Annotated in this window: 24 protein-coding genes and 1 pseudogene; 14 read left to right on the top strand and 11 right to left on the bottom strand. The window is 58.4% G+C overall.

The window, feature by feature from the left end:
- Nucleotides 1–194: pseudogene (locus HGO38_RS30410) on the bottom strand (IS5/IS1182 family transposase); the annotation flags it as partial.
- Between the two features lie 131 nt (nucleotides 195–325).
- Here HGO38_RS30410 and HGO38_RS30405 point away from each other — a divergent pair.
- On the top strand, nucleotides 326–715 hold the full coding sequence (locus HGO38_RS30405; protein ID WP_250959533.1) for a VOC family protein: 390 nt from the start codon (nucleotides 326–328) through the stop codon (nucleotides 713–715).
- 128 nt (nucleotides 716–843) lie between these two features.
- On the opposite strand, the gene HGO38_RS30400 is transcribed toward HGO38_RS30405, so the two are convergent.
- The 5 genes from HGO38_RS30400 to HGO38_RS30380 form a co-directional block, all read right to left on the bottom strand.
- Nucleotides 844–1557 (bottom strand): aspartate racemase/maleate isomerase family protein, encoded by a 714-nt coding sequence (locus HGO38_RS30400; RefSeq protein ID WP_250959532.1) that lies wholly within the window; start codon nucleotides 1555–1557, stop codon nucleotides 844–846.
- 6 nt (nucleotides 1558–1563) lie between these two features.
- A complete protein-coding gene (locus tag HGO38_RS30395) occupies nucleotides 1564–2679 on the bottom strand; it encodes an ABC transporter ATP-binding protein (RefSeq protein WP_250959531.1) in 1116 nt (371 codons plus the stop codon).
- Between the two features lie 67 nt (nucleotides 2680–2746).
- The gene (locus tag HGO38_RS30390) at nucleotides 2747–3817 is read right to left on the bottom strand and encodes an extracellular solute-binding protein (RefSeq protein WP_250959530.1); all 1071 of its coding nucleotides are present in this window, start codon (nucleotides 3815–3817) and stop codon (nucleotides 2747–2749) included.
- Nucleotides 3818–3867: 50 nt separating this feature from the next.
- The gene (locus tag HGO38_RS30385; RefSeq protein WP_250959529.1) at nucleotides 3868–4662 is read right to left on the bottom strand and encodes an ABC transporter permease; all 795 of its coding nucleotides are present in this window, start codon (nucleotides 4660–4662) and stop codon (nucleotides 3868–3870) included.
- Nucleotides 4659–5636: an ABC transporter permease gene (locus tag HGO38_RS30380; protein ID WP_250959528.1), complete on the bottom strand. Its 978-nt coding sequence runs from the start codon at nucleotides 5634–5636 to the stop codon at nucleotides 4659–4661. Before HGO38_RS30380 ends, HGO38_RS30385 begins: the two co-directional genes overlap by 4 nt.
- A 141-nt stretch (nucleotides 5637–5777) precedes the next feature.
- Here HGO38_RS30380 and HGO38_RS30375 point away from each other — a divergent pair, with 141 nt between their 5' ends.
- Nucleotides 5778–6704 (top strand): LysR family transcriptional regulator, encoded by a 927-nt coding sequence (locus HGO38_RS30375; RefSeq protein WP_250959527.1) that lies wholly within the window; start codon nucleotides 5778–5780, stop codon nucleotides 6702–6704.
- A 120-nt stretch (nucleotides 6705–6824) separates the two neighbouring features.
- Here the strand turns inward: HGO38_RS30375 and HGO38_RS30370 are convergent, their stop codons facing one another.
- Genes HGO38_RS30370 through HGO38_RS30360 form a run of 3 tightly spaced genes read right to left on the bottom strand, consistent with a single transcriptional unit; the run spans nucleotide 6825 to nucleotide 8622 of the window.
- Complete coding sequence (locus HGO38_RS30370; RefSeq protein WP_250959526.1) at nucleotides 6825–7967, bottom strand: site-specific integrase; 1143 nt, start codon at nucleotides 7965–7967, stop codon at nucleotides 6825–6827.
- Complete coding sequence (locus tag HGO38_RS30365; protein ID WP_250959525.1) at nucleotides 7964–8368, bottom strand: type II toxin-antitoxin system VapC family toxin; 405 nt, start codon at nucleotides 8366–8368, stop codon at nucleotides 7964–7966. Before HGO38_RS30365 ends, HGO38_RS30370 begins: the two co-directional genes overlap by 4 nt.
- Nucleotides 8365–8622, bottom strand: coding sequence for a type II toxin-antitoxin system VapB family antitoxin (locus HGO38_RS30360; protein ID WP_250959524.1), 258 nt, complete (start codon nucleotides 8620–8622; stop codon nucleotides 8365–8367). The genes HGO38_RS30365 and HGO38_RS30360 overlap by 4 nt, the downstream gene beginning before the upstream one ends.
- 198 nt (nucleotides 8623–8820) lie before the next feature.
- Here HGO38_RS30360 and HGO38_RS30355 point away from each other — a divergent pair, with 198 nt between their 5' ends.
- The 8 genes from HGO38_RS30355 (at nucleotide 8821) to HGO38_RS30320 (ending at nucleotide 18614) form a co-directional block, all read left to right on the top strand.
- Nucleotides 8821–9606 carry a GntR family transcriptional regulator gene (locus HGO38_RS30355; protein ID WP_250959523.1) on the top strand — a complete coding sequence of 262 codons (786 nt, stop codon included), beginning with the start codon at nucleotides 8821–8823 and terminating at the stop codon, nucleotides 9604–9606.
- 27 nt (nucleotides 9607–9633) lie between these two features.
- Nucleotides 9634–10749: an ABC transporter ATP-binding protein gene (locus tag HGO38_RS30350; protein WP_250959522.1), complete on the top strand. Its 1116-nt coding sequence runs from the start codon at nucleotides 9634–9636 to the stop codon at nucleotides 10747–10749.
- A 9-nt stretch (nucleotides 10750–10758) separates the two neighbouring features.
- Nucleotides 10759–11688, top strand: coding sequence for an ABC transporter permease (locus HGO38_RS30345; RefSeq protein WP_250959521.1), 930 nt, complete (start codon nucleotides 10759–10761; stop codon nucleotides 11686–11688).
- Nucleotides 11689–11694: 6 nt separating this feature from the next.
- Entirely contained in the window at nucleotides 11695–12576 is an 882-nt protein-coding gene (locus HGO38_RS30340) for a carbohydrate ABC transporter permease (RefSeq protein WP_250959520.1), read from the top strand.
- 26 nt (nucleotides 12577–12602) lie between these two features.
- The gene (locus HGO38_RS30335) at nucleotides 12603–14168 is read left to right on the top strand and encodes an extracellular solute-binding protein (RefSeq protein ID WP_250959519.1); all 1566 of its coding nucleotides are present in this window, start codon (nucleotides 12603–12605) and stop codon (nucleotides 14166–14168) included.
- 78 nt (nucleotides 14169–14246) lie between these two features.
- The gene (locus HGO38_RS30330) at nucleotides 14247–16571 is read left to right on the top strand and encodes a DUF4962 domain-containing protein (protein ID WP_250959518.1); all 2325 of its coding nucleotides are present in this window, start codon (nucleotides 14247–14249) and stop codon (nucleotides 16569–16571) included.
- Nucleotides 16572–16585: 14 nt separating this feature from the next.
- On the top strand, nucleotides 16586–17335 hold the full coding sequence (locus HGO38_RS30325; RefSeq protein WP_250959517.1) for an SDR family NAD(P)-dependent oxidoreductase: 750 nt from the start codon (nucleotides 16586–16588) through the stop codon (nucleotides 17333–17335).
- A gap of 7 nt (nucleotides 17336–17342) precedes the next feature.
- A complete protein-coding gene (locus HGO38_RS30320) occupies nucleotides 17343–18614 on the top strand; it encodes an SGNH/GDSL hydrolase family protein (protein ID WP_250959516.1) in 1272 nt (423 codons plus the stop codon).
- A 99-nt stretch (nucleotides 18615–18713) separates the two neighbouring features.
- Here the strand turns inward: HGO38_RS30320 and HGO38_RS30315 are convergent, their stop codons facing one another.
- Complete coding sequence (locus HGO38_RS30315; RefSeq protein ID WP_250959515.1) at nucleotides 18714–19361, bottom strand: GntR family transcriptional regulator; 648 nt, start codon at nucleotides 19359–19361, stop codon at nucleotides 18714–18716.
- 86 nt (nucleotides 19362–19447) lie between these two features.
- Here HGO38_RS30315 and HGO38_RS30310 point away from each other — a divergent pair, with 86 nt between their 5' ends.
- Together HGO38_RS30310 and HGO38_RS30305 are read left to right on the top strand one after the other, a co-directional pair.
- Entirely contained in the window at nucleotides 19448–20611 is a 1164-nt protein-coding gene (locus HGO38_RS30310) for a pyridoxal phosphate-dependent aminotransferase (RefSeq protein ID WP_250959514.1), read from the top strand.
- 137 nt (nucleotides 20612–20748) lie between these two features.
- Entirely contained in the window at nucleotides 20749–21120 is a 372-nt protein-coding gene (locus HGO38_RS30305; protein WP_250959513.1) for a hypothetical protein, read from the top strand.
- Between the two features lie 684 nt (nucleotides 21121–21804).
- On the opposite strand, the gene HGO38_RS30300 is transcribed toward HGO38_RS30305, so the two are convergent.
- Nucleotides 21805–22971, bottom strand: coding sequence for an ATP-binding protein (locus HGO38_RS30300; protein WP_250959512.1), 1167 nt, complete (start codon nucleotides 22969–22971; stop codon nucleotides 21805–21807).
- 139 nt (nucleotides 22972–23110) lie between these two features.
- Between HGO38_RS30300 and HGO38_RS30295 the strand changes: the two genes are divergently transcribed.
- Together HGO38_RS30295 and HGO38_RS30290 are read left to right on the top strand one after the other, a co-directional pair.
- Nucleotides 23111–23827 carry an IS6 family transposase gene (locus tag HGO38_RS30295; protein ID WP_250959511.1) on the top strand — a complete coding sequence of 239 codons (717 nt, stop codon included), beginning with the start codon at nucleotides 23111–23113 and terminating at the stop codon, nucleotides 23825–23827.
- Nucleotides 23828–24407: 580 nt separating this feature from the next.
- Complete coding sequence (locus tag HGO38_RS30290; protein ID WP_250959510.1) at nucleotides 24408–24581, top strand: hypothetical protein; 174 nt, start codon at nucleotides 24408–24410, stop codon at nucleotides 24579–24581.
- The last annotated feature ends 244 nt before the right edge of the window (nucleotides 24582–24825 follow it).

Raw genomic sequence — 24825 nt, 5'->3', positions numbered from 1 at the left:
GCCGGATCATAACCCGGGCGGCCGGTCTCCTTCGCCGTCACACGGATGAAACCAGCTTTCGCTAGGTCCAACTGATCAACGAAGGCTTCGATGAAGCGGACCGGGTTGTCCGGCCCAACGTAATCATCGACCGCCTCCGGCAGAAGCAGCAATTGCGCGCGATCTGTTCCTGAAGATGTGCCATGGCAAAAGATATCACAGAACGATCCACTCCGGAATCCGGAAACCAGTTTTCAAGCGGTCTGACTGAGTTTGGATCCCCTTTTAAATTCTGATTATATTGGGAATATCTTCAAGAAGAGATGCCATGAGCGGACGGACCCCAATGCGCTTTATCAATCCCATTCCCTTTGTTCGTGACATCAAGCTGTCCCGGGATTTCTATGAAAAGACGCTTGGTCTGAAGGTGTTGGAGGATGCAGGGAGCTTCGTGCTCTTCGAGACAGGTTTTGCGATCCACGATGGGGCGGCTCTCGAACAGACGGTTTGGGGAGAAGCGTTGGGTGCTGGCGAGATCTATGGGCGGCGAAATCTGTTGTTGTATTTCGAGCATGACGACGTGAACTCGGCATTCGAGAGCATCGCACCGCATGTCGAATTGATCCATCCCGTCGAACGGCAGGCGTGGGGGCAGCACGTATTTCGTTTTTACGATCCAGACGGACATGCGGTTGAGGTTGGAGAGCCGCAAAGTACAATACAGCCCTCCGGCTAGAAAGTTCTCCGAATGATGATCCGCCAACCCCGTAGCGTTTTAGGACGGTCTGCTCGATTTCTTTTTCAGTTTACGTCTGACATTTGCGTCGCGGCAGAATGGGCAATTACGCGACGCCTGCAACGCCCCTACTGGTAGGCAGGCCGTTGGCATAACCGGCAAGCAGGGGCGACATGTGCAATTGCATCCTGTGTTCCCAGCGTCGTTGAATCCAGAACCTGAATTCCGAGGGTTTTGGTAAGGTCTGTTGCGAGGCGACCGCCTGAGAGGTTTGTGCTCCAGATCAGCACGGCATCAAGCGGGTCTCGAGCCAGTTCCTTCACAAGTCCTTCCAATGTCTCGTTTGAGACCATCGATGCTTCAAAGTTATCGGTGATGCCGAGATTGCGGCCCGCGACGATGTCGATGCCCTCGCCGCCGAAGGTCTGCACGAGCCGCTTGCCTTCCTGCTCATCGCCCTGAGCAAGCAATCCTATTTTTTTAAGGTGATGCTGGTTGAGAAACCTGGAGGTCGCCAGGGCCGTCGTGGTCGCGGTGATTCCAGTCCGTTTCTCAATCATCCGACACAACTGTCGATCCGGCTCAAAGCCCAGCAAGGCGCCACGCGTTGCATTCCAGAGGATGACTTCAGGTCTGGCCTGGGCGAGCATGTCAGCTGCTTGCCGAAAAGGGGCAAGAGTATATCTGTCCGGCGGATGGCCTTCGTAGGGCACACGAGAAAAGCAGGCATCGAGACCCGGATAGTCGGCAAGAATGTTCTGCGTGACCCGCTCAACGACGCGGTTCGATGACGGCAGGATAACGCCGATGGCGGGAGCAGGCCGGGAATGAGGCATTGTCATCGACAATCACTGCTCCCGGACAATCAGCGTACGCTCTGGCGACCAGCGCGCGGTCCAGACCTCGCCCGACTGCGGCGGGGCGGTTCCGAGGCTGTCGACCGGCAGCGAGCAGACGAATTCCGAGCCTTGTATGTCCAGCCAGATGGACAGCGCCTGTCCCTTGAAGACAGTTCTGATGACCTGACCACTGACGGCATTGACAGCACCCTCGGATGGTGCGCCGGGCGAAAGGCGAACGCTTTCCGGACGCACCGCCACTATGGCCTTTTGACCGACACCGAGCGCGCTCGGGACAAGGCTTTCGAACACTTGTCCCGTGGCGCTTCGCAATGTGGTCTTGTCTTCCTGCCTGCCCAGAATGGTTGCGGACATAAAATTCGATGTGCCGATGAAATCGGCGACGAAATGCGATGTCGGACGCTCGTAGATCTCGCGTGCCGGGGCGACCTGCTCAATGCGGCCGCCACGCATGACAGCTATCTGGTCTGCAAGGACCAGCGCCTCCTCCTGGTCGTGGGTGACGAGGATCGTGGTAAGCGCGAGTTCGTTGCAGAGCTGGCGCAATTCGATCTGCATCGCTTCACGCAGTTTCTTATCGAGGGCACCGAAAGGTTCGTCGAGAAGCAGGACCTTGGGCCTATAGACGATGGCGCGGGCAAGCGCGACACGCTGCTGCTGGCCGCCCGAAAGGGCCGCCGGCATCCGGTCCTCGAAGCCGGTCAGATGGGTGAGGGCCAGAGCCTGCCTGGCTCTCTGTTCCATCTCGGCCTTGGCGATGCCCCGCATTGTCAGGCCGAAGGCGACGTTTTCCAGCACGGTCATGTGCGGGAAAAGCGCATAGTTCTGGAACAGCATGCCGAGATTGCGCCGATGGACGGGAAGATCCGTGATCGGTTTGCCGTCGATGGCGATGTCGCCGGATGTCGGCTGGACGAGGCCGGCGATCATCCGCAGTGTCGTGGTCTTGCCGCAGCCGGAAGGACCGAGAAGTGCAAGGATCTCGCCGCTGCGGGCTTCCAGATTGACGTCGCTGACGACCTGGTTGGTGCCATAGCTGCGGCTGATGCCGCTGAGCTTGACGCTGCCACCGCCATTTTTCGAGGTCATTGCAGGATTGTCCATCGGCTTTCTCCATCGACTTGGACTGTTGGCGGCCGGCCCTTGAAGCCGACCGCACGTTCTATGGCGATCAGACGGCGAAGATGCCGTTCATCTTTTCGGTCCAGGCGGAGCGCTTGGCGTTGATGAACTCCCAGTCGGGGGTGAACAGGCCGCGCCTGTCCATTTCGGCGAGCGGATAGGCGATGTATTTCAGGGTTTCGGGCGAGAACTCGATGCCGCTGACCGGCGGGGCGGTCAAGGCGAACTCACTGAATGCCTTCTGGGTTTTCTGCTCCAGCATGCGGTTCATGAAGGCGACTGCGACATCCCTGTTCGGTGCGCCCTTGACGAGCACCTGGCAATTGTTGCCGGCAAAGCTGCCCTCCTTCGGGAAGCTCATGGTCACCGGAGCGCCCTTCGCGGTATAGGGATAGATGTATTTCGACAGCTCCAGCAGGCCGATATCCGCCTGACCCTGTGCCACTTCGTTGGCGGCCTGCGGGCCGTTATCGAACAGGTTCATGATATTTGGCTTCAGCTCGGCCACCTTGTCGAAGCTGTCGTCGATCAGATATTGCGCCTCGGCGAAAGGCTTGCCCGATTTTACCGCAGCGGCGACGATCAGGAAGAAGACCGACGGGGTGTTCTTGGGGCTCACCAGCTTGAGCTTGCCGGCATATTCTGGCTTCCAGAGATCGGCATAGCTGTTCGGGGGCGCGACCGACGTGTTGTGGAACATGCTACCAACGGAGATCGCCAGTGCGGTTGCCCAACCATCGAAGCCGAATTTCGGGTAGAGGTTGGAAATTGCCGGCATGTCGCCGCTTGGAAGCGGCTCGATCAGGCCTTCCGTCTTGCAGATCGGGATGGCGACGTCGTCGATGAACATTACCGAGAATTTCGGATTGTCCTTGGTGGCGCGCATCTTGCCGACATTGGCGAGAGTGAAGCCTTCTTCGGCAGTGACCTTGCAATCGAAATCTTTCTCGAAGACCGGGATGATTTCCTTCTTGACGAACTCGCCCTGCGAGCCACCCCAGATACCGATCTGGATTTCCTTGCCCGCGGCCCAGCCGTTGCGGACGAAGCCCATGGGGGCTGCAAGCGCGGTCGCGCCGAGCGCAAGCTTGCCGAATGTGCGTCTCGAAATATTGGTCATGTCATTTCCCCTTTTATGGTTGAGCGGATGCAGGCAAAATTTCAGGAGGATCAACTGGCCAGGCGGGCAAGGCTGATCCCGAAGACCTTCTCGATGACGAGCACGAGAAGAAGGGCGAAGAAGATCATCAGCGAGGCTATGGCGGCGATCGACGGATCGAAGGAGCGCTCGATGATGGTGTAGAGGTAAAGCGGGATCGGGAAATGGTTGCCGTCGGCAAGCCACATCGAGATCGGGTAATCGTCGAAGGAGACGATGAAGCAGAAGATGCCGCCGGCTAGAATACCGGGCCGAACCTGCGGCCAGATCACTTTGGTGGCAACGAGATGCGGTGCTGCACCCAGAACGGAGGCGGCATCCTCAAGGTTTCGATTGACCAGCACGAAACTCGCCGACACCGAGCGGATGACATAGGGCAGGCAGATCACCGTATGGCCGATGACAAGCTGCAGCATGGTGGCACGCGACGCCATCATCGAGAACAGTTGCAGGAGCGCGACCCCGGTGACGATCAGCGGCACGATGAGCGGCGACAGGATGACGCCGAGCACCATATCTTGCCCCGGCACCTTGAAACGGGTGAGGCCGACTGCGCAGGGGATTCCGAGGATCAGCGATACGATCGTGACGATCGCGGCCAGTTCCAGCGAGAACAGGAAGCTGCCCTGGGCTTCCGGATTGGTCAGCACCGCCGCATACCATTTGAGGGTAAACCCCTGCGGTGGGAAGACGATGTAGGCTGTGTCGGAAACCGACATCAGCAGCGGCACGATCAGGGGGGCGACGACAATCAGCAGGATGATGCCGACAATAATCTTCAGGAGTGGGCTGACGGTCTCGGTCATCGTGTGGCCTCCGTCCAGCGGGCGAAGCGCCGGTTGACGATTTTGAGGAAGACGAGGTTGGCGCCCAGCACCATGGCGATCAGCAGCGTTGATATCGCCGCGCCGAACGGCCAGTCGTTGAGCGTCAGGATCTGCTGTTCGATCAGCGTGCCGAGCAGTGGCGAGAAATTGCCGCCGAGAACCTGCGGCGTGACGTAAGCGGCCGAGCTTAGCGAAAAGACCAGCGATGCGCCGACGGCAAGGCCCGGAAGGCTGAGCGGCAGGATCACCCGCAGGAAGACGCGCAGCCGGGTGGCGCCGGCAACCCGGGCCGCTTCCTCGACTGTCCGGTCGATCCGCGCAATCGCCGAGGCGAGCGGCATGACCATGAAAGGCAGGTAGACGTGCACGCAGGCGATCAGCACTGCCCATTCGGTATAGAGGAGAACCGGCGGATTGCTGATGCCGACCAGTTTCAATAACCAGGCCAGCGCACCGGTCTTGTTGAGGATCGTCTGCCAGCCGTAGGAGCGGACCACGACATTGACCAGAAGCGGAGCGAGGATGGTGATGGTAACCAGTCTTGCAAGCGATGGCCCACCGCGGGCGATGGCAATGGCCAGAGGGTAGGCGAAGACCGCGGCGCAAACACTGGTCAGCAATGCGACGCGGATGGTGCGCAGCAGGATGCGAAAATACAGATCCGAAGAAAACAGCCGGGTGTAGTTCTCGAGGGTGAAGCCCTGCACCATGACGCCGTCGACGCTATGCGCCGAAAGGCTGGAGAAGATCATCGCGAGCACCGGCCAGAGAAACCAGACTGCGAGAAACAGAAGTGCCGGCGCGACCAGCAAGATACCGGTGTGGCGGGTCGATGAAAACGCCGACCAAAGCCTTTCGGTGAGCCTGGAGAGTATACCCGCATTATGTTGGTCGGTCGTCTCACCGACTTGCGCAGCGGTGTCAAACGGTATCGTTTTTTCCCCTGTCTGCATCTGGGTTCCTCGTCGGACGGTTGCTCGAAGTGCAGTGCGCCTTGTTTGATGCCCCAACAATCGGCGAATATTCCGTTGCCGTCTATCGCAGAATAGGCAATCATCCATTCGAATTATTCGAATGGATGAGAGAGTGAAGCTATGCGTGGATCCCTGGTGCCAGCGTCCTTACGTTATGCGGACCAGGTCGCCCGTTCCGGGTCGATCCAGAAGGCGGCCAAGGAATTGAACGTTGCTGCATCCGCGATCGACCGGCAGATCTTGTTGCTGGAGGCTGATTTGGGCGTTGAGCTGTTTGAACGTATGCCGCGCGGCATGCGGCTGACGGCTGCCGGCGATGCACTTGTCGCCCTGGCTCGCCGGTGGAAAAGTGACGAACGTAAGGCCGCTTCGGATATCCGGCAGTTACAAGGCATTCATCAGGGGCATGTGCGGCTGGTGGCGATGGACAGTCATGCCAACGGCTTTCTGCCGCTGTTCATCGAGAAGCTCGCGGTAGAGCACCCACGGATTTCTCTGGAGGTCGAGATCGCCAGCCCCGACGATGCCCTGTCGGCGCTGGTCGCCGGCGATGCCGATATCATCGCCGCGTTCAATCTCTCCCCCCGGCGTGATGTTCATGTCCTTTGGAGTAGCGACCTTCCCTTCGGCTGCGTCGTCGCCCCCGGGCACGAACTTGCGAAGGGAAAAACCACGAGCCTGCAGGAAGCGGTGCACCATCCGATCGCTTTGCAGAGCAAGGCACTCTTCATCCGCCGCTATCTCGATGCCCGTTATGGCTGGCTGTTCACCGACCCGCAGAAGGCCGTGGTGACCAATTCATTGCAACTCGTCAAACAGCTGGCGCGCAGCGGCCGCTACATCGCCTTTACGTCTGAGCTCGACGCTGCTCCGGAGATCATGGACGGGTCACTTCTCTTTCTGCCGGTTCGCGACAAGGGTGCAGAGCCTCAAACGGTGGGTTTGGCGATCGACGCGCGAAAGCCGCTCTCTCGCATCGGCAGAATTGTCGCCGATATGCTGAAGAACGAAATCGAATTGTGTCTCGCAAGAGTTCGCCTTCTCTAGCTGCTCGGCCGGATCCTCGAGAACACAGTCGGGTATCGGACCTCTTGCCAGGTTCCGAGCTTGGCAGCGTTGTCGTGCATACTGAGCCAGCTTCAGGAATGTTCGCTTGGTCTCCGATCTTTAAAGCATGCGCGCAGCGCGCCCGCTCCGACGTGTCGCGTTGTTGTAATAGCTGGAGGCCTGTTGAACCGAGCGATGGCGCGACTGCTCCATAGCCTCGGGCAGCGGAATGCCCCGGTTGGCAGCCTCGGTGAGATAGCCTGACCGCAGACCGTGTGCCGAAAACTCCCCAGGCTCCAGCCCGGCCAGCGCCGCTCTGTGCTTGACGATGGCGTTGACCGCGCTTGGCTCCAATGCACGCTTCGAAACGTTGCCCCAACGATCGATCTTGCGAAAAATGCTCCCTGCTTCGATTCTTCCGACCGCAAACCAGGCGTTGAGCGCATCCACGGGCCGGCCCGTCAGATAAACGACCTCATCGTGCACGGAGCCGGACGTCTTGGTGCGGCCGAGGTGGATGGCGAGAGAGGGGAGGGGAGGGCCGCCTTCGACGGTGATGGGCGGCTCGATGCTGAGCTGCTCCCTGCGCAAACCGGCAATCTCGCTGCGACGGCGGCCGCCGGACGCAAACGCCACCATCAAAATTGCCCGGTCGCGGATATCCCTCAGGCTGTCTGTGCTGCAGGTGGCGAGGAGCTTTGCAAGAACATCTCCGGTCACTGCCTTGGCGCTTTTGCGTTTTCGGGTCCGCGGTGTCGCACGGACGGCAAGGCGTATCGCCGATTTAAGCGAAGGGGAGGAGAAGACGCCGGTCAGCCCGCGCCATTTTGTCAGCGTCGACCAGCTGGCAAGCCGACGGCGCACCGTATCGGGCGCGTGCGGTCCTGGCGATCGAAGGAAGCCTTGCTCGCGCAGGTTCTGCTCGACTTCGGCCGGCATGCCGTGGTGAGGATCGATCTCGCGCTGTTCGGGTTGCCACAGATGGTGGGCGACGAATTTCAACAGCAGCGCTTCGGGTGCCGGCCAAGGGAGGGAGGCGCCGGTCGCGGCCAGCGACCAGGCCTGCAGATAGGCAAGATCGGAGGTCAGCGCACGCAGCGTGTTTTCGCCCATGCCCTCGGTGACCAGATGGCGCAGCGTTTCGATGTCCTGATCTGTCAGCAGTTCGGCGAGCTCGTCTCGCCGGTCGATCGGCAGGACGGCGGCGATCGTGTCGAGTTGTTCGGCACGGCGAGTAACGGGCTCCCGGTGAGCATCTGTCATGCCATAGACGACGCAGGGTGGAGTTTCAGATCCGTTTGCCCGAAATCCCGCCCTTTGAACAGCAAGGGCGCCTTGGCGATCGCTGCTACCGCATAGGAGAAGCAGTCACCCATGTTCAAGCTGGCCGGGTGACGTCCCTTGCCAAATCGGTCAAAGGCTTTCTCCGCAGCGTTATAATGCCGCTCGCTAAAGGCTACCGTCGTGACATTCGGCAGTTCGACAAGCTGCTTGATAATTGCCGCAGCGTTCGGAAAATTTCTACCCGTCAGCACCATACGGGCCTCCAGAAGGGTCGGCCACCCGATCAAAATCTCTTCTCGACTAACGAGTGAATGGAAGAGTTCGGCTTCCGGCTCGTTCAACGACGAGGCCAGAATAACCGAGGTATCGATGGCGATCATATCGGCAGGCCGTGTTCGTCATACATATCGTCGTGGGCAGAGGTGGTGCCGGCAGGGACAGAGCGTCGGCCTTCGGCCATGAGTTGCCACAGGGTATCGGCGGGAGTCTGCGCCGGTTTCTCACGCAGTTCCTGGTCATAGCGTTCAAGCGCCAGTTCGACGAGCCGATTGATGGGCTGACCGGTGCGACGCGCAAGCGCATGCGCCAGATCTCTCGCCTTGGTGCTACGGATGGAAAGCTGTGGTTCGGACATGGTGTTCCTCATCAAATAGTGGCTCCAACATAGCGTTTGCCGCGCGAGATAGCAAGGAACAGCTGATTGATGGCTAATCTCTGATAAGCCGTGTTATCGGTGCTGATGCGCATTTCCCTCAATACCTTTGAAAGTGGTTGACAGTGTCGCAGATTGGAATATCAATGCAAAAACTAAGATATCAATTTAAGAAGAGATATGTCGGAACCAACTGAATTTCCTTTTTTGCCCCTCGAAGACCTGATCAAGCAATCGGGCATGAGCCAGTCTGGCAATGTCGCAAGCAAGGTCTACACGTTGCTGCGCAGCCTCATCGTCGAGGTGAAGCTGCTTCCGGGGCGGGCGCTGCCGGAAAAGGAAGTGGCAGCGATTCTCAACATCAGCAAGACGCCGGTGCGTGAGGCCATCATCCGTCTTTCCGAAGAAGGGTTGCTGCGGGTTGTGCCACAGGGCGGCACCTTTGTGTCAACGATCGATGTGCAGCGCTATATCGAGGCCTGCTTCATCCGCTTCAAATTGGAGAGCGGTGCTGTGGCCGAGGCCGCGCGCCGCCACACATTCGAAGATCTCTGTCGCCTCGAAGTCTGTCTCAATCAGCAGATCGCGGCGGCAGCGGAGAAAGACTACACGCAGTTCTTTCTGCTCGATGAAGAGTTTCACAAATCGATTTTCGCTGCCGCCCGGCTTGCCGGCGTCTGGTCGGTGGTCAATCAGGCCAAAGGCGAAATGGATCGGATGCGCCATTTGAAGCGCGTATTCGCGGTACGTCGAACGGAGGAGGTGATCGACGAGCACCGCGACGTGCTGGAGGCGATCCGCAGCGCCAATTCCGAGTCGGCAGTGGCCGCCATCACCCGCCATCTCGGTTCTCTCGAAAGCAAGATCACCGAACTGTCGCGCGATCCGAAGCTATGGAACTACATTGAACGCATGAACGCCCAAAGTCCCACCAAACGCAGTCCGAAACGAGGCTTGCCACAATAGCATAGCCATCGTCGGGAGGAGAACCGGATGTCTGCCGTAGAATTGAACGACGTAGTGAAACGCTACGGCGCACTCGAAGTCGTGCACTCTATCAACCTGAATGTGAAAGCCGGCGAGTTTGTCGTGCTGGTCGGCCCGTCCGGCTGCGGCAAATCGACAACACTGCGCATGGTCGCGGGTCTTGAGGATATTTCTGGCGGTACCGTGTCGATCGGCGGACGGGTGGTCAACAAAACGGCGCCGAAGGATCGTGACGTGGCGATGGTGTTTCAGAACTATGCGCTCTATCCGCATCTCGATGTCGGCGAAAATATTGCCTTCGGGCTGCGTGTGCGACGCGAGAAGAAGGACGTAATCGAAAAGTCGGTCGCCGAAGCTGCGGCCATTCTGGGCCTTACCGAGTATCTGAGGCGCAAGCCGGCCGATCTTTCCGGCGGCCAGCGCCAGCGCGTTGCCATGGGTCGGGCGATCGTGCGCAAACCGCAGGTCTTTCTGTTCGATGAGCCATTGTCCAATCTCGATGCCAAGCTTCGCACCCAGATGCGGGCCGAAATCAAGCTTCTGCACCACCGCATGAAAGCCACCAGCATCTATGTCACGCATGATCAGGTCGAGGCGATGACTTTGGCCGACCGGATCGTTGTCATGAATGCGGGGCGTGTGGAGCAGGTGGGCACACCGATGGAGCTCTTCCTCTATCCGGCCAATACGTTTGTTGCGAGCTTTCTTGGTTCGCCGCCAATGAACCTTTTTCCGGCGGAGGTCAGGATTGTCGAGGGAGAGCGGCGTGCAGTGGTTACAGGCAAAGACTTAGGCCAGACGGTCCTGCGCCTTCCCGACACGCTGTCGGGCACGCTGGAAGAGGGACAACCGATTTCACTCGGCATCCGGCCCGAGCACATGGATATCAACGAGAGCCTGGGACCCGAGGCACAATCCATCGACTGCGCCATCGATCTAGTCGAGCCACTCGGCTCGGAAGCCCTGTTGCATGGCCACTTCCGTGACAGTCCGTTTGTCGCCAAGATCATCACGCCCATGGATTTTCCCAGGCTGACCGAGCTTCGCCAGCTGAAAATCGACGGATCGAAGGTGCATGTGTTCGACGGCACGAGTGGCCGTGCCCTTGGCACCAAGGTTTGAGGAGCGATCATGGAAAACCGTGCAACCCGCTATCTCACCCAACTGCTTGGCGACATCCGTCGTGACTGGCAGCTCTATGTGCTGATTTTCCCGATGGTCTTCTGGTTCGCGCTGTTCCTGTACAAGCCGATGGAAGGTCTGCAGATCGCCTTCAAGGATTTCAGCATGTTTCGCGGCATTGCGGGCAGTCCCTGGGTCGGACTGGAAAACTTCCGCACATTGCTGCATGACGACATCTTCATTCGCGCCTTCGTCAATACTATCGCCATCAGTTCACTCGGTCTGGTCTTCGCATTTCCGGTGCCCATCATCCTGGCGCTGATGTTCAATGAACTGCAAAGTGCCATTGGTCGCCGCACCGCGCAGACGGTGGTCTATCTGCCGCACTTCATTTCCGTGGTGATCGTTGCCGGGCTGGTCATCAATTTCCTGTCGCCATCCACTGGCGTGGTCAATCTGATCCTCTCTGCACTCGGCTTCGACCGCATCTATTTCCTCACCCAGCCGGAATGGTTCCGCGCCATCTTCATCGGCTCCAATGTCTGGAAGGAAGCCGGGTTTGAATCGATCGTCTATCTGGCAGCGATCGCCGGCGTCAGCCCGACCTTATATGAATCGGCGCGCGTCGACGGGGCGTCGCGCTGGCAGATGATCTGGCGCATCACGCTGCCCTGCATCCTGCCGACGATCATTATCATGCTGATCATCCGCGTCGGCAATCTCGTCGAAGTCGGCTTCGAATACATCATCCTGCTCTATCAGCCCTCCACCTACCAGACGGCCGACGTGGTCTCCACCTATGTCTACCGCACCGGTCTGCAGGGCACGCAATATGATTTGGCAACGGCCGCCGGGCTGTTCAATTCCATCATCGCCTTCGCCCTTGTTTTTACGGCCAACCGGATCAGCCGGAAGGTCTCTTCAACCTCCCTTTGGTGAGTGATCATGGCCAATTTCAATCTTTATTCGCGCGGCGACAGAATTTTTGGATATGCCAACGCCGTCCTGCTCAGCCTGTTCGTGATTTCGACGCTCTATCCCTTCATCTACATCCTGGCAGTCTCGATTTCGTCGGGTGCCGCGGTGACCTCCGGACAGGTCGTGCTGTTTCCGAAAGACCTGACGCTTGCAGCCTACCAGTTCGTGCTGTCGGACAAGGTGTTCTGGATCGCCTACGGCAACACCTTCATCTACACCTTCGGCGGTACCGCGATCAGCCTGCTGATCATGATCCCCGGCGCTTATGCGCTGTCGCGCAAGCGGTTTCGCGGACGCAAGATGCTTAACCTGCTGGTCGCCTTCACGCTCTGGTTCAATGCCGGCATGATCCCGTTTTTTCTCAATATGCGGGATCTCGGTCTGCTGGATTCCCGCATCGGCCTGATCATCGGCTTTGCCTGCAATGCCTTTAACGTCATCCTGCTGCGCAATTTCTTCGAAGCGGTTCCTGCCTCATTCGAGGAAGCGGCCAAGATGGATGGGGCGAGCGAGTTTCAGCTCCTGTGGAAGGTGTTCATTCCACTGTCGAAGCCGGCCATCGTAACCGTCGCGCTGTTTTGCATCGTTTCGCGCTGGAACAGCTACTTTTGGGCAATGGTGCTGCTGCGCGGCGAGGACAAGATCCCGCTGCAGCTCTACCTCAAGCGCATCATCGTCGATCTCAGTGCCAATGATGAGTTCGCCGGCAGCCTTTTGACATCGCGCTATTCATTCGAAACCGTCACCGCCGCGATCATGATCGTCTCGATTATCCCGGTTCTGATGATTTATCCGCGCATCCAGAAATACTTCAACAAGGGCATCATGCTCGGCGGCGTCAAAGAATAAATTTTCTCAAGGAGGAGGAAACGACCATGAAAATTCTATCCATCGCTTTATCCGCGCTGATCGCCTGCACCGCTTTGCAAGCGGTGCCTTTGCGGGCACAGGACGCAGGCCCGCAAATCGTCAAGGACCCGCTCGAACTGACGATCCACTTCCATTTCCGCGACAAGTACGTCTACACGGAAAACTGGCCGGTGGAGAAGAAGGCCGCCGAACTCACCGGTATTCATGTCCGCAATGTCGCATCGCTGGCGACCAGCAGCAGCCGGGATGCGTTTAACCTGCTGATGGCGTCCGGTGAATTGCCCGACATTGTCGGCGGCGATGTCACCGGCGGGCTGAAGGATGATTTCATCCGCTATGGCATGGAGGGTGCCTTCCTGCCGCTTGACGAACTGATCGCCGAAAATGCGCCGAACCTGAAGAAATTCTTCGACGAGCATCCGGTTGTTCGTCAGGCGATTTCTGCCCCGGACGGTCATATCTATTTCATTCCCTATGTACCCGAAGGGGAGTTCTCGCGCGCCTGGTTCATTCGCCAGGACTGGCTCGACAAGCTCGGCCTGAAGACACCCCAGAACGTCGACGAGCTCCACGACGTCCTCGTTGCCTTCCGTGACAAAGACCCGAACGGCAACGGCAAGAAGGACGAAGTGCCCTATTTTGCCCGCGAGCCGATCGAGGCGGTCAGGCTGATCAACATGTGGGACGCTCGCGTGTCCGGTTCCGAACGCTATGGTGACTTCAATGTCGTAGACGGCAAGATCGAGCATCCCTGGACGACAGAAAACTACCGGACCGGTATCACCAATCTTGCCAAGTGGTTCAAGGAAGGCCTGATCGACAAGGAGGTGTTCACCCGCGGCGCCCGTGTGCGTGAATACATGCTCGGCAACAATCTCGGCGGCATGACCCATGACTGGTTCGCCAGCACGTCGAACTATACCGACGCTTTGAAGGCCTCCGTTCCCGGCATCAATTTCAGGCCCATGCTGCCGCCGAAAACAGTGTCCGGCAAGAGGTTCGAAGACAGCCGCCGGGCCACGGTTCAGCCGGCTGGCTGGGCCATGTCCTATTCCAACAAGCACCCGGTCGAAACCATAAAATACTTCGACTTCTGGTTCTCTGAACAGGGCAAGATCCTGTCCAACTGGGGTGTCGAGGGCGAGACCTACGACATGATCAATGGCAAGCCGGTGTTCAAGGACAGCGTCCTGCACAATCCCAAGCCGGTCAATGCGCAGATGTGGGAAATCGGCGCCGGCGTTCCGCGTGGCTATGTCGCATCGTATGAATCCGAAACGCAGTGGACCAACAAAATGGCCCTTGACGGAATAGCCATGTATCAGAAGGAAAGCCTTCTGCTGCCGGAATTCACCGGCGTTTCGATGACCGAGCAGGAACGCGGCATTTACGACAAGTACTGGCCCGGGCTCTTCACCTACATGACCGAGATGCAGCAGACGTGGGTGCTGGGCGCGCAGGATCCCAATACCGGTTGGGACGCCTATCAGGCACGCCTGAAGCAGATGAATTATCCCGAAGTCGCCAAGGTCATGCAGGACGCCTATGACCGGCAATACGACAAGAAGTAGCAGATCATCCCAAGCAGCGATGGTGTGATCGCCGTCGCTGCCCGCTTCAAGTTGCAAAAAACAAGGATCACTCTCCAGATGACACAAGCCGCCGCTACGCCCCGCCACCTGTATCTTGACGAGCCAAGGCCTGGAAATCTGACGATCGCTTACGCGCCGGATGCTGAAGCACCGCTGGAAAACCCGCCGCGGTTCAGCTGGCTTCCGGCACTGGACGATGCGGCCCACTATGTGCTCCAGGTTTCCTCAAGCGACGCCTTCTTACCCGAAACAACCAAGACGTTTGCCGATATCGGCTGGAATTTCTTCACGCCCGACGAGACGTTCGAGCCCGGTCATTACCACTGGCGCTATGCGATCTGGGATTCGGCAAACAACACCGCCGTATCGGACTGGAGCAAGCTGCGCGGCTTCGAGATCGTGGGCGATCTGCCGCAGACCAGCCTGCCACGTTCGGCGGCTCGATTTGCAGCGGCAGATATGCGCCATCCGCGGCTCTGGCTGAACCCGGATGAGATCACCGCTTTCCGCGGCGCGCTCCAGACGGATCCAGATCACTGCAGCTGGCAGGCCTTCATGACGGAATCGGTCCAACCTTGGACAACGCATGCGATCATCGCTGAGCCAAAGCCCTATCCCGACAATGTGCGCGTCGCCCAGCTCTGGCGGCAGATGTATATCGATTGCCAGGAGGTGATTTACGCCATCCGCCACCTGTCGGTGGCGGGTGTCATACTCGACGACGCCGAGATGATCGAGAAAGGCCGGAACTGGCTGCTTTCGGTTTCCGGCTGGGATCCGAAGGGGCCGACCTCGCGCGCCTATAACGACGAGGCGGCATTCCGTGTCATATCGGCGCTCGCCTGGGGGTATGACTGGCTCTACCATCATCTGGATGAGACGGAGCGAAATCTGGTGCGCGACCGGCTGCTGCAGCGCACCCGCGAGGTCGCCGACCATGTGATGGCACGCGCGCGCATCCATGTGTTTCCCTATGACAGCCATGCCGTGCGCTCGCTGTCGGCCGCGTTGACGGCTGCCTGCATTGCGCTTGCCGGTGAGGACGACGACGTCGATCGCTGGCTGGACTACACCGTCGAATTCCTGTTCACGCTCTATTCGCCTTGGGGTAGCGCTGACGGTGGCTGGGCCGAAGGTCCGCATTACTGGATGACCGGCATGGCCTATCTGATCGATGCGGCCAATCTGATCAAGAAATTCTTCAAGATCGATCTCTATCAACGACCATTCTTTCAAAAGACCGGCGACTTTCCGCTCTACACCAAGGCGCCTGGTACGCGCCGTGCCTGCTTTGGCGACGATTCCACGCTGGGTGATCTGCCGAGCCTGAAGGTTGGATACAATGTTCGCCAGTTTGCCGGGGTGACCGGCAATCCCTACTACCAGTGGTATTTCGAGGCGCTGAAGGCTGACGCGGCAGGCACGTCCCATGAGTTCTACAATTACGGATGGTGGGATCTGAATTTCGACGACCTCATCTATTTCCATGATTTCCCAAAGATCGAGCCGAAAGAGCCGGTCGATCTGCCGCAGTTGAAGTGGTTCAAGGACGTCGGCTGGGTGGCAATCCAGAAATACATGGATGATCCGGACCGCCACATACAGTTTCTGTTCAAGAGCAGCGCGTTCGGGTCGCTGAGCCACAGCCATGGCGACCATAATGCCTTTCTGCTCCATGCCTTCGGCGAGGACCTGGCAATCCAGAGCGGCTATTATGTCGCCTTCAATTCGTCGATGCACCGCGAATGGAGACGCCAAACGGTCTCGAAGAATGCCATTCTGATCGGCGGTATCGGCGAATACGCTGGCACAGACAAGGCAATCGCTAAGAAAGCTAGTGGCCGGATCATTGCGGCCCGCGAGGCGGCCGATCACCACTTCATCAGCGGCGATGCGACCGCAGCCTATCAGGCAGCAACGCCGGACGTGTTGCGGGTGGAACGCGACATTTACTTCTCGCATCATGATTTCATCGTGGTGGTGGATCGGGTCGAATGCGCCCAACCCAAGACCCTGCAGTGGCTCTACCATACCGTCTCGCCGATGGAAGTTGGCAGCAATACGTTTCGCTTCACCGGTGAAAAGGCGGGGCTTTATGGCCAGTTCGTGTTTTCTGCAGCCGGGGCGCCCTCATTGGCGATGATCGAGGGCTTCCCTGGCATTGACGCCGAGGACGTCGCTGGCCTGAAGACTCAGTATCATCTCAGAGCCGAATTTCCGGCTGCAAAAAAGCACACGATCGTCACCCTGATGGTGCCGTATGCGCTGAAAGACCCGCGACGAATCTTTCACTTCATCGACGACCAGGGTTTCAGCGCCGATCTCTACTTCACCGATGTCGATGACAACAAGTTGCGTATCGTCGTTCCCAAAAGCTTCTGAAAAGGAAAAGTCCTATGACAAGATTTGCAAACAAGACGGCGCTCGTCGCCGGTGGCGGCCGCGATATCGGCAGGGCGTGCGCCTTGAAGCTGGCCAGCGATGGTGCCCGTGTCGCGGTCACCTATTACGGCTCTGCCGAAGGTGCCGAGCAGTGTGTCGCGGCCATCGTGGCGCAAGGTGGGCAGGCCATCGCCATCAAGGCTGATCTGACGAAAATGGCCGATGCGCTAAACGCCGTCGAACAGACAGTGAAGGCCTTTGGCCAGCTCGACGTACTGGTCCATGTCTCCGGCGGCCTGATTGCCCGCAAGTCTCTTGTCGATATGGATGAGAGCTTCTGGCGTCAGGTCATGGATGTCAATCTGACGTCCCTCTTCAATCTGACCAAGGTTGCCGTGCCGGCAATGGGGGAGGGAGGGTCGATTGTAACATTCGCCTCCCAGGCGGGGCGCGACGGCGGCGGCCCAGGCGCTCTCGCCTATGCGACATCGAAGGGGGCGGTCATGACGTTCAGCCGCGGGCTAGCCAAGGAACTCGGGCCGCGCATTCGCGTCAATTCCGTGTGCCCTGGAATGATCTCGACCGGTTTTCATGACACGTTCACCAAGCCAGAGGTGCGCGAAAGAGTGGCAGGCGCCACACCCTTGAAGCGGGAAGGTTCGTCCGAGGAAGTTGCAAATCTCGTGTCTTTTCTTGCCTCCGACGAAGCGTCTTTCATCACCGGCGTTTGCTATGACATCAATGGCGGCATTCTGAATTCCTGAGTGAAACATGTTCCATACTCCGATCCATGGCGGGCGGGTGGCGATTCTCGGCACCTCGCTCGTTCAGCAGAATCATTTCGCCGATCACCGCCAGATCTGGTCGTGGGCGCGCGGCTGGTCCACCTGGGCCGAAGTGCTTTCAGGCGGGCGCCTCGACATTGCCGTGTTTCACGATCCCTCTGTGCAGCCTGGATGGGAACCGAGCGGCCGGGCCGGCGTCACCCGCGGGTTTGGCGGATTGAACTGCGGCGTTTCGGGCCAGAAGGCCCATGACATAGAGCGTCGCCTTGATCAGGTACTTGCGCTCGATTTCGACCTGATCCTTGTCGACGCGGGCACCAATGACATGATGTTTGAGACCAAGGAAGCCATCGCCGCCACCCGCCAGAGAATTGTCGACTGCCTGCTGGAGGCCGGAAAAACGGTGATCCTGCTGCCTATTCTGGCGCGCGGGACCGAGAAATGGGCTGCTGGTGGCGCCGAACGAGCAAAGGCCAATTGGATCAACCGCAAAACCATTGAGCTCGCGCGATGCAGGCGAGGTTGCCATGTATTCGACTGGAACGCGCACTGGGTCGATCCGCTAAGCGAGTTTGGCACGCCGAAGAAGAACTTCAGCGACGATGGAACGCATTTTTCGATCGCTGGCGGCTACGCAGTGGGAAAGGCGCTTGCACGGTATCTGGCACAGTTCCTGTCACCCGTCGTTCCGCGGATAGTATCGCGTGATGACAGATTTGAGGCGCTTCTCAATCCTCTTGGCAATTTGATGGAAAATCCAGAATGCCTCGTCACAGAAAATCTGCAGGACTTTTTGGCGGCTGAGAACCGTACGGAAAAACTGTGTTGTTCCGTGCGCTACCCGTCGATGGAAGAAAGCCGCGCACTGGAACTGTCTCTCGAAGAGGGTTCGGCCGTCTTTCATTGTACCGACCGGCATTTCCATCACAATCTGCCAGCGGGAAGTTGGGTTCAGGCCGCGTGCTGTGTGAATGTCGGCCCACACCAAGGCTGGCGGGAAATCTCGCTGACATTGCGTGAAGATGCAGACGACGCCCTGACCTCAGTTGCGTTGGCCCCATTTGTTTTGGGAGACGGGACATTCGCCCAATATCCGGCTGAGGGATGGTCCGGCTTGCTAAAAACCCCTCCGATAAAATTACGGACATCAGGCGGCCTATTGCATATGGATTTGAAGCTCCAGGTCGAAAAAGGCAGTGATCCTGCAACAATTCGCATCTGTGATCTCGATCTGCGCCAAATCTACGTCAACCGGTGATTGTTGGCTTCCACGCAACTGAGCCGGTTAGGTGGATAAGGGGCTAGTTCCGTGTGGAAGCCAACACTCTGTCGCAGGGTGGTACGGGCGATGAGGCGCTCACATGTTTCGCAGGTAGCTCTCAAGCGTCTTGCCAGCATCGAAAATATGGGAGGACGTAAGCTTTACGGCTCCATCCTGGTCTCTTTTATAGCATGCCTCTACAATGGCTTTGTGATCCGCTGAGGAGCGATCGAAGTAGTTTAGCTGCTGGAGCGTGAAACGGAGATAGCGGTCCGCAATGTCGTGCAGGCTCCCTATGTGGGCAATCAGCCTCGGACGATTTGAAGGCTCATACAGTGTAAGGTGAAAGGCCTTGTTGAGCCTTCCGAAATCTTCGATCGCGCAGTTTTCAATCTGATTCTGTATCTCAGCCGCCCGATCGATCTGGGAATTTGATAAATGCGGTAAAGCCAAGCGAATCGCGAGCGTCTCCGACACTTCCCGCATCTCGAAATTCTCGCGAATATCATTCAGGTCAATCGGTGCGACTATACCGCCTCGGTTGGGGATGAGCTGCACGAGCCCTTCGGCGCTGAGTAATCGCAAAGCCTCCCGGATTGGCATTCGGCTTGATGCATAAGTCTTGGCGAGTTCCTCCTGACGCAGGGCACTCCCAGGCGCGAGTTCACCCGTGATGATCGCATCACGGATCAATCTTTGTATTTGTTGGGCACGGTCTCCACGCTTCGTGTGTTCGTCGCTCATAAAAATCTCATAGCAACTGAGGTCTTGACAATCAATTTCGATTTCTGGTTCTAATGCGACAGATTGGATCCAATATGGAGAATCGTATGACTGTTTCGCGGCTTGCCCACATACCGGGGATCGGCGTGGACAGGGTGGGTAATGCAGCTGATGCGCTGAACAACCCTGAGATGCTGCGCTTTGAAAACTTGGATACCGACATCGCTCCTCCGATAGCGGCGATCGAGGCGACCCGTGCCGCCGTCGCCCGTGACAATGCCAATAGCTACCTTCCGTTTACGGGTCTCCACGAGCTGCGGCAGGCTGCGGCGGCGCGCGTGTCTGCGACGACCGACGTCAAATATGACCCGGAGTCGGAATGCATCATTTCCTCCGGCGGTTTGTCCGGCGTCCTGAACACGCTGTTGGCTTTAATCGAGCCCGGCGATGAGGTGATCATCACGGATCCGGCTTATGCAGGTCTGCTAAATCGTATTCGGCTTTCCGGAGGCATCCCTAAGCTTGTGCCGCTTGTTGTGCAGGACGGCCGCTGGCGCCTGGATCTGGATGCGCTCAAAAAGGCGATCTCTCCCAAGGTGCGGGCAATCCTGACGATGAGCCCGTCGATGCCGAGCGGAATTGTACATACCCACGAGGAATGGCGAGCGCTCTGCGAGGTAGCCGAGGCAGCGGACGCCTGGATCGTCCACGATGCAGCGATGGAGCGCATCCTCTTCACGAACGAGTCGGTCATTCACCCTGCCAGTTTCAGTGGTATGGCCAAGAGGGTAATTACGATCGGCACAGTCTCCAAAGAATACCGAATGATCGGCTGGCGCGTGGGATGGATCGTCGGTCCACGCAAGATTATGCAGGACATCACGCTGGTCAGCCTGACCAACATCGTTTGCCAGGGGGGTATCGCCATGTATGGCGCAGCAGCAGCTCTGACGGCAGAAGATGACGGTGTTGCGGCGGCGACGGCCGAATGGAAGGCACGACGCGATCATATCCTGTCGAGCATGTCCGGCTTGCCGGTTGTGGCGCCTGATGGCGGATGGTCCCTGCTGATCGACACAGTTGCTCTAGGCATGCAGCCGGGCGAGGCTTCGCAACGACTGTTCGATCATGGCGCGATCGCCGCGACTCCCATGACCGACTGGGGCGATGCTGCGCAGGCGGGTCGATATCTGCGTTTCGTCTATGCCAACGAACCTGTACCGCGCATGACCGATTTGCGTGAGCGCATCCGGAATGCTTGGTCGGTATGAGCATCGCACGTTTCAAATAGTGCGGCACGTATGGCCGGAAACCCAGCACCAGTTAGCGGATGTGTGCAATCTGTTCTGGCTATGCCCCAACACCGGGTCGACATCGTCCTGATCGCCTTTTGTCAGGAAGGCGCCCAATGACCAATGTCCTGGTAGAGCGATTTCCCTGGTTGGACCAGGCGTCATCGTTGGCCTTTTACCCTGGTCCCGTTCCTATCTCCCAGGGGGGGGCGAATTTCGCTGAACAGGTGCAACGCTTTCACAAGGCAGGCATCACGCATGTCTCCCTGACCGTGGCAAGCGGACGGGAATTCGAGATCGAGTGCCTCTCCAATTTCGGCGAGATTTCCGGGCTGATGCATGACGCAGGCATTGCCCTGGTAGAAACGGCAAAGGAGGTCATCGCCGCTCGGAACGAGGGGCGATTTTCCGCATCGCTGCATTTCCAGTCAGCACACCATTCCCCTTTTTCAGGCGGGCATTTGTCGCTCAATTCTGGCGTACAATGAAGCAAATGTTCCGCGGACGGATGCGACGAGCCGCGGAATGCCGGGCTGAGCGATTATGGCCGCGACCTGGTCGCTCGGATGGATCGGGTCGGCATTCGTGTCGACTTGACCCACTGCGGCGTATAGACCACCTTTGACGTGCTGGAGATGGGGGCTTCGCATCCGCCGATTTCTTCGCATTCGAACGCCCGCATGCTCTATGATCACGAACGTACATTACCGACGATCATATCCGGGCCGTTTCGGAGGCTGGCGGCTATATCGGCGTCAACGGGGCCGGGATCTTCTGCGCGAGCTTGCGCGCCACCGAAACGTCGGCTTGAGGACCGCTGTGATGGTCCCTTGTCCTCGGCGACAGGTGGCGCTCCAAGCCAGCGGATAGGTTGCAGCGGGCCGGGCGTGGCGAATTTTCGCTTGGCCCGATGATCATGGCGCTGTTGAAGGCAAGGGTGAGGAAAGGTTTCTGGCGGGTTAGGTGGGTCGCGCAGCAGAAACCGTTGGCGCAAGATGCGGCAGGAATACCCAGTGGCGGACCTGGCGTTTCGGTGCACGGATTGTTGACGGCGTCTCCGCCGTATTCCTTGGACGCCGACAGCTTTTGCCTGCATGGTGTTCGGATGGAAAAACATGCCTGAAGGGCTATGAAACGGCGGCTTTCACGGCGATTAGTCTGGGCGGCGGATCTCAATGCGGATTGCGCAGCAGGGCGGCGGCGGCGGAAAGCGGCATGGCGGTCACGTCGTTCTTCAGCGGAAAGGTTTCCGCGCCGGGATAGACGACGATCCGCCTTTGCGGCTGGATCTGGTCGCAGGCGAGATAGAAGCCCTTTTCGACTTTGGGCGAGAGGCTGCGCTTGATCTCGATCGCCCAGGGTCTTTCGCCCGGCGGGGTGATGAGGAGATCGATCTCGGCGCCGGCCGAGGTGCGATAGAAATGCGCAGCCGTGCCGGGGGGAGCCGCCGCGATCATCGTCTCGATGACAAAACCTTCCCAGCTGGCGCCGGCGATCGGATGGCCGAGCAACTGTTCGGTGGTGCCGAGCCCGAGCAGCGCGTGGGCAATGCCGCTGTCCCGCACATAGACTTTTGGCGACTTGACCAGCCGCTTGCCGATATTGGCATGCCAGGGCTCGAGGCGGCGCACCAGCAGGAGATCGACGAGCAGGTCGAGATAGGCGGCGACCGTCTTGCCGTCGACGCCGAGCGAGCGGGCAAGTTCGGCGGCATTGTGAAGTCCCGACTGGTGATGCGCCAGCATGGTCCAGAAGCGCCTGAGCGTCTCGGCCGGGATCCGCGGGCCGAGCTGGGGAATGTCACGTTCCAGATAGGTGCGGATGAAATCCTGCCGCCACCGCAGGCTGGCGCGATCGCTGGAGGCGAGAAAACTGTCGGGAAAACCACCGCGCAGCCAAAGCCGCTCAAGATCGCCGGGGGCCACTTCGAGCCCGTCGAGCGGCTGCATTTCGAGATAGGCGATGCGGCCGGCCAGGGTCTCGCCGGATTGCTTGAGGAGGTCGATCGAGGCTGAGCCGAGCAGCAGGAATTGGCCGCTGCGCCGGCCGGCCCGGCGGTTGCGGTCGATCAGGCCCCGCAGGGTCTGAAAGAGGCCCGGCAGCCGGTGGACTTCGTCGAGGATCACCAACTTGTCGTCATGCTGGGCGAGATAGAGTTCCGGTTCCGACAGTCTGGCCCGGTCGGCCTCCGATTCCAGGTCGAGATAGATGGACGGTCGCGTTGTGCCGATATCGATGGCAAGCGTGGTCTTGCCGACCTGGCGGGGACCAAGCAAGGCGACGGCGGGGCTGGAATCGATGAGATCCAGCAGGTCTTTCTCAATTCGACGCTCAATCATCCTTGCATTTATGGAGTTTTATTCCGCAAATGCAAGGATGATTTGATCCGCCCTACGACGGGGGCATCAGCAGGCTGGAGCGCCTGCCCTGGCATCGTAACGTTAACCGGACATCGATCAAAGTGTGGGATCTGGCTGCATGACCAGATCTAGCCGTGATCCTCTTTATCGTCGCCACCGATTTCCCGCCGAGGTGATTGCCCATGCCGTTTGGCTGTATTTCCGGTTTCCGCTTAGCCTGCGAATGGTCGAGGATCTGCTGGCAGCGCGTGGCATCATCGTCTCTCATCAAACCGTGAGGCTCTGGGCTGAGAAATTCGGTAGACATTTTGCCAACGATATCCGGAAGCGATCCGCCGGCAGGCTCGGGGACAAATGGCATCTTGATGAGGTTGTCATCACCATCGGTGGAAGGAAACACTGGCTTTGGCGCGCCGTTGATCAGGACGGCTTTGTTCTCGACGTGCTGGTGCAAAGCCGCCGCAATGCCAAGGCGGCAAAACGTTTGATGCGCAAGCTCCTGAAAGCCCAAGGCCGCGCACCGCGTGTGATGATCACTGACAAACTGCGATCATATGGTGCAGCAAAGCGGGAGGTCATGCCGGGTGTTGAGCATCGATCGCATAAGGGATTGAACAAATGGGCGGAAAACTCCCATCAGCCCGTCCGACGACGGGAGAGGATCATGAAGCGCTTCAAGTCAGCACGACATCTTCAGCGTTTCGTTTCCATCCATGACCCGATCACCAACCTTTTTCACATTCCCCGCCACGATATTCTATCCGTCCACCATCGCGCACTGCGAACAGTAGCCATGCAAGCATGGCACCAAATCGCGCGCCTTCACGCCGCATGAACCAATTCCTCACGCCAAGATGTTGCGTTCAAGGCGATAAGTTTACAGTGCCCGCTGGCGGCTATGAGCTCGAAATCAAGCCGCGCTGAAGGAACTAAAGGGCGCGCCGGGCTTGAATGCGCGGGTGCGCGCCGTTTGTTCAATGATCTCTCAGAAGGGAGCTGAGCGTGGACTTACACGTTTTGGTTCCCTCATCAAATATGGCGGACCTGTCAAACCGTGTGTAAGCCGCCACAGGGTGTAGCTCAACGATGCCGTCGTCGGCAGCCCTTATGACCGGCGCGGTCTCGCCTATTTTGATTTCCTCGGCCTGCGGCATATCGAGTTCGGCTTCATGCCGGGATGCCGAGCGCCAAGTCTTGCATCATTTTGCAGTACTCGGCGTAGCGGATGTGTGGTCCATAATTGTTGCACATAGGCGAGACCTGGCTTTTCTGCAGGGCTTCACCATCCGGGACCGGGCTGTTGGCTGCGCTGCAGCCTTGAATTCAAAGTCTTCACCCTTCGGGCTGTCATCCCTGACGCGTGCGTCGATCAGAGCCTGTATCCGGCTTTCGCCGGCTCCGTCATAAGAAAAAGAATGTCCGCGCAAAACCGCGCGAAATGGTTTGGTAAGGAACGATCGACGGGACGTTTAGTGCTTGTCGATCAGGTTCTGTCGCGTGGGAAAACGCTGCAGGCTCAGGCGATATTCGCGGAAGCCACTGGGGAGTTTGAAAAAACAGCCATCGAAAACTCCCTAGAACCGTGTTGATGATGGTCAATCCTAGATGGGTCGCCGCGCAGGCCAAGTCACGCCCGGAGCAATTTTCGGCTAAGCTTTGAGATGCAGCATATCTGCAACATCATCAGGTCGGCCGTTCATTTCCTCTCACATCAGGATTTTTGTCAATTGTTCAATCGCGTGGCATCGAATTTCTCCTTCGTCGGCGGATCCACGGTCTGAGCCCATAGCAATTACCGGCCCGGTTCTCGGGCCTATACAACCTCACATCCGG

It is taken from the genome of Rhizobium sp. CG5 (assembly GCF_023701945.1).
Classification (GTDB): domain Bacteria; phylum Pseudomonadota; class Alphaproteobacteria; order Rhizobiales; family Rhizobiaceae; genus Allorhizobium.
The sequence above is the reverse complement of the archived record's forward strand: the minus strand, read 5'-3'. Positions and strand labels throughout refer to the sequence as shown.